Source organism: Acinetobacter sp. ACNIH3 (assembly GCF_002918965.1).
In the GTDB taxonomy this organism is placed as follows: domain Bacteria; phylum Pseudomonadota; class Gammaproteobacteria; order Pseudomonadales; family Moraxellaceae; genus Acinetobacter; species Acinetobacter schindleri.
This window is the reverse complement of record NZ_PQLP01000084.1, coordinates 1-4884: the sequence shown is the minus strand read 5'-3', so window position 1 is coordinate 4884 and position 4884 is coordinate 1. Positions and strand designations below refer to the sequence as shown.

At 35.1% G+C, this 4884-nt stretch carries 6 protein-coding genes; 2 read left to right on the top strand and 4 right to left on the bottom strand.

Going from position 1 to position 4884, the window contains the following annotated elements; translation table 11 throughout:
* On the bottom strand, positions 1 to 775 hold a 775-nt coding region (gene mobQ / locus C3420_RS16300), incomplete at its 3' end, for a MobQ family relaxase (RefSeq protein WP_103857248.1).
* Positions 776 to 989: 214 nt separating this feature from the next.
* Here mobQ and C3420_RS16295 point away from each other — a divergent pair.
* Entirely contained in the window at positions 990 to 1268 is a 279-nt protein-coding gene (locus C3420_RS16295; protein WP_005264925.1) for a hypothetical protein, read from the top strand.
* On the opposite strand, the gene C3420_RS16290 is transcribed toward C3420_RS16295, so the two are convergent.
* On the bottom strand, positions 1265 to 1660 hold the full coding sequence (locus C3420_RS16290; protein ID WP_225456473.1) for a hypothetical protein: 396 nt from the start codon (positions 1658 to 1660) through the stop codon (positions 1265 to 1267). The two genes, C3420_RS16295 and C3420_RS16290, sit on opposite strands and share 4 nt — an antisense overlap.
* A 120-nt stretch (positions 1661 to 1780) precedes the next feature.
* The gene (gene repM, locus C3420_RS16285; RefSeq protein WP_004282229.1) at positions 1781 to 2716 is read right to left on the bottom strand and encodes a replication initiation protein RepM; all 936 of its coding nucleotides are present in this window, start codon (positions 2714 to 2716) and stop codon (positions 1781 to 1783) included.
* Between the two features lie 893 nt (positions 2717 to 3609).
* Between repM and C3420_RS16280 the strand changes: the two genes are divergently transcribed.
* On the top strand, positions 3610 to 3927 hold the full coding sequence (locus C3420_RS16280) for a hypothetical protein (RefSeq protein WP_103851348.1): 318 nt from the start codon (positions 3610 to 3612) through the stop codon (positions 3925 to 3927).
* 403 nt (positions 3928 to 4330) lie between these two features.
* Here the strand turns inward: C3420_RS16280 and C3420_RS16270 are convergent, their stop codons facing one another.
* Positions 4331 to 4801: a hypothetical protein gene (locus tag C3420_RS16270; protein WP_065995588.1), complete on the bottom strand. Its 471-nt coding sequence runs from the start codon at positions 4799 to 4801 to the stop codon at positions 4331 to 4333.
* Positions 4802 to 4884 lie beyond the last annotated feature (83 nt).

Here is a 4884-nt window from a genome sequence, read left to right as displayed (position 1 = left end):
TGTGCTGTTGTTTGTATTGGAGCTGTTGACTGTTCTGCTGTTTGATCGTGTCGTTGAAACGGCTAATTTCAGTATCTATGCCCTTTCTGCGCATCTGGGTGACTTTACTGCCTTCATGTATGGTGGCCTGTAGCTGATTACCTTGATCGGCATAACTGCGGTGGTCGATTCTTTCCCGATACCCTGCATATTCCAGAGCATGATTGGCTAAGTTTGCCCAGGTGGCTCGAATCTGTTTAATTTCTTCCTGGCTTGTTCCCATGCCTAAGCTTTTTCTTTTGGTGTTACTTAACTCAATTTCCGATTTTTGAGTGAGGACCAGTTTATTTTCAGTATCTAATTCTGCTTTGCGAGTTGTCAGTAAGATATGTGCATGATGGTTTTTATCATCTCCACCTTTGCTAGGTGCATGAATCGCTAAATCTGCAACCACCCCATAACGGTCTACTAAAGATTGGGCAAACTCTCTTGCTAGTTCTTTTCGCTGTTCTTCATCCAGCTCGTCCGGTAGAGCAATTACCCATTCACGTGCGGTTCGGGCATCTTTCCGATTTTCTGATTTTTCCGCCAGATTCCACACTTTGCTTCGGTCTAATTCAGTATCCAAGTTAGAAAGAATCTCTGTATACACTACACCTTCTTTTTTCGTGAAGTCGTGCGTTAATCCTGTCCGTTCATCTGTCAACTTTTCTCCTGCACGATAAGCCATAGAGGCAACCGCAGTTCGTCCCGAACTTCGGTTAACGGTCTTAGTCGTACAGTGATAAATTGCCATGCCTTAGCCTTGTGATGGTTTTGCTTTTGCTTTTAAAAAATTGCGTAGCAATTTTTTGGGGTTAAGGGGTATCCCCTTACGCAAACTTTGACTTGGATGAAATCCAAGTCGTAAGTGCGCATTTCATGAAAAACACGATAGCATATAGCCCGCTTGAATTTCAATTCATAGGGCCTTATGCTTGAGTGGTTTTCTATATCCCGAAATCTGAATCATGACAAAAGCTGCTGAAACTCTTGAAAAGAAAATTGAAGCCCAGTTAGAGAAGCTGAAACAGTTAAAGGCTCGTAAACAAGCTATCGAAGCTAGAGAGAAGTCAAAGCAGAAAGAGCAGGAAAGAAAGGATGATACTCGACGTAAAATTTTGCTTGGTTCTTATTTGATTAAAAAAATGAATGCCAATGAAGCCAATAAAGAAAAAATACTCGCTGAACTCAACGAGTATTTAACAGAAGATAGAGATAGAGAGTTATTTAACCTTAAATCTAATTAGTTTTTATTTTGATAAAGTTGTCTATATTGCTCGGCCGTTTTTTGAGTGATTTCTAAATTTTTGTCCATCATTGTAGATGGATCATATTTATCTCCCCATTCAATGACCTTTCCATCTAATAAGGTGACATATAATCTATCTTGAGAAAGCATTTCATTATCCATGCTGATATAACCTACTCTTGATAGCCCCCAATAAGAATATTTCTCTTCAAAACCTTGCGGTGTCTTTCTTGCAGCCACCTTTTTTGGATTTCCTAATAGAGATACTACTTCTTGTTTCGTCATGCCTATTTGTAAGCTCATTGCCTTCTGGTTATAAGGAATTACTGTCGCACAACCTACTAATAAAAGTACTGCTAAAGTACTTAATATCCATTTTTTCACAAACATTCTCCAAAAATAATTTTTAAATATTATCTTATAAGAACAATTTTTTTGTCTCATAGTTTGATAATTCTAAATATTATCTAGTTAGTTCAATTATCTTAAAAACTTACTAAGAAAGCTTTTTTATACGTTAAAACCATGCTCTACAAGCAAAGGAAAGAACATTTCAAAGTGTCTTTTTTCTGCTAGCATTTCAGCTAAAAGTTGTCCGAATTGTTCATAATTTCCAGTACCAATTAAGTGGCTATATTCACTTTGTACACGCTCATCATAGGCAAGTTTAGATCCAAACTTAAGACGTTGTGAATCAGTCATTCGGTTAAAAAAATCTCCTATATTTTTATTTTTTTTAGCCTCAGTTCTTATTTGCTTTTGCTTAAATTTGAATGAAAACCCAGTGATTGTTCGTCCCTGCTTATGCTGTTCATATGTAGCCTTAATGTCTGTATGCTCATTGATCTGAGTAATAGCTGTTTCTAATACACGACTTTTAAAGTGGTGCATACGCTGATATTCATCATCTTCGACACCTAAATTTTTACGTAATTGTTGAAGTTCAAAAATTGGTGTTTTACCAACTTCACGCCAAGAAATTAATAACTCATAAAGCCTAGTCGCATATTTACTTGTTAAATGGGCAACTTGTTTAGCCTCGTACTTAGTAAAATGTTCTTCTAACCTAGTAATTAAGGGCACCACGTCAGGAGCGAAAGTAATTTCTAATAACGCTAAGTCGTCAACGTAAAAAATCCGGCTCACCCAACGAGAGCGAACAACACCGACCTTTCCAGTTTTTTTATATTCAGCGGTATAGCTAAACTGTCTATTAAATAGATTATTTACAGCCTCTTTCAAGGCCTTATAAGACGCATCAGGTGATACATTAAATAGCTTTGCATAATCACTAGCATGTATTTCAAGCTTACTGTCTGCTGTGATGCCTTGCCCCAATTCCCTTGCATTAATAATCGCAAGCATCACTAAACGCTGTTCTGTTAGTTCCAAATTATAGCTGGCGTTTATTAATGCATTATCTTTCACAACTAAACCATTCTTCATATTAAGTACACGTTATTATTAATGTGTATTTACACACTACATATAATCTGTGTGGAATTCAAGAGAATTTGTGTGCTTATACAAGAGAATTTGTGTGCTTATACAAGAGAATTTGTGTGCTTATACAAGAGAATTTGTGTGCTTATACAAGCTGAAACATAGGCATAGAGCGACTTACAGCTCGCGTAAAAGCATTTAAAAGCTTTAAAATATATATAAAAGCCTAAGCAGGCATGAAAACAGCCCTATGCCCTCGCTAAAGCTCGGACGTTTTAACCTCGCTTTCGCTCGGTTGAGGGGCTGTTTTTTTTCAAATATGAATTGAAAATTTAATAAAAAAGAAACTATGCCTTCGCTTCGCTCAGTAGTCTTTATGCTCGCTTCGCTCGTCTAGAATTTGACTAATAGAGTTCGCACCCATTCGGGATGCTCTGTATCTTTCGTTATGAAGCAAAAGGGAGCTTGTAATCAGGGAAAAGGCAGGGGCGAAATTTTAATGCCAAGTGGTCGCTCGTAGACACTCGCTCGGCTATTACTGGAAGAAGTTTAATAATTAAAATATCTAATCAAAACCGTGGAACAATGATCAAATAGTAAGCGTGGAACATAAAAAATAGAAAAGTTGCCGCCTTGTTGCTCTATGATTCAAGGCGGCAATCTCTAATATAATGATCTTGAAGGAAAAAACAGTTGTATTTCGTATAAGGTGTATTATGTTAATAATATAAATTCTTAAAAGCGTATTGATTTAATAATAGAAAAATTATCAGAGTAGGTTATGTTTAAAGTAAACGTTCAATTATCAACCAACAATGATTGAAGATTTATATCTTATATATGTTAATTTCATTAACATATATATACCAAATTAATAATTTCTTAAGTGAAATAATATGCTAAGTCAACATCATCACTTTTTAAAAAAATTTTCGATCAGTGATGCTGCTATAGCGTATAGAAAACCTCGCTCGACTATACTTAAATATATAAAAAGCGGAGATTTCGAACTTGACTACAATAACTTGATTGAATATAGCCAGTTAGTTAAAAAATTTGGTGAACTTACTTCCCCTATACGGGACGAAAGAGATCAACAAATCAAAAAACTAAAAGATGAAGTTATGCATTTAAAAAAACAACTTAATTTTTTTAAATATACTTCAATCTCAAACAAACATAGATTATTAATTTCTCATAAAGACTCCATTTAACATAATGGTTGTTATACGAAATTTAATTATTTTTGCTAAAACACTATTTGAAAATATAAAAACCATAAAAAAATTATGGTTTTTTTTGTATCAACTTGTTTGTTGTCTCTATTTCATTGAATACTTCAAATTTTTTCCGATCATTATTGGATTTAACAACTAGAGTTAAAATAAAAAATATTATTATAAAAGCCAGGAAAATCAAATACATTCTCATTATTAAGTCCACTATTAGTGCTATGAAAGTATGCTTCCTTATGACAAATAGATAGGACATAAAAAATGAAAAGTAAAGCTCGACACTTTGAAATATGGCTTTTGCCATGTTTCAAAGTCGAGCCACTTTGCGACATCCGGTATTGATAAGATTAAGAGAAGAACCGAGCAAAGTACTTACCAGTAATTATTTAGGATCAATCACACAGTAATCTTTATTCGTTCCGTGACAGTCATTTTTCATGATCCGTACACAAGCTCTACCATTACAATTTTTAATATCTAGATTGTAACTCTGTTCTAACCAAGCTGCTTCTGCTCGACGCTGCTGGATTTCATCAAAACTTGGAATAAATAAAAATATAAAAGACAGGAAAACTAATACCAGACTAAGGAAAATTGCACACAACAAGGCAATAAATCTGTAGTTCAATTTATCGGTGGCTTTATCTAACTCCTGAATACGACCTTGAAGGGCGCGTGTAGCTTCCTGATTTGCGTTATTTAGGGTCTTTTTGCTCTGTTCTAGTACCCCACTAGCTACCTTGTTGTAAAACGTCTCTAATCGCTTATTATCATCTGCTATGGCTTCCCTGTATTCCTTCATGGAGGCTAATAAAATATATAACTGGTCGTCTAAATCGTTTTGATTGCTCATAGGGAAGGCCCATTTCTATTCATGCTTTTGCGTTGTTTCAGCTTCATCGCTTGTTCTTGCTGTAGCTTTAACTGCTTTTTATG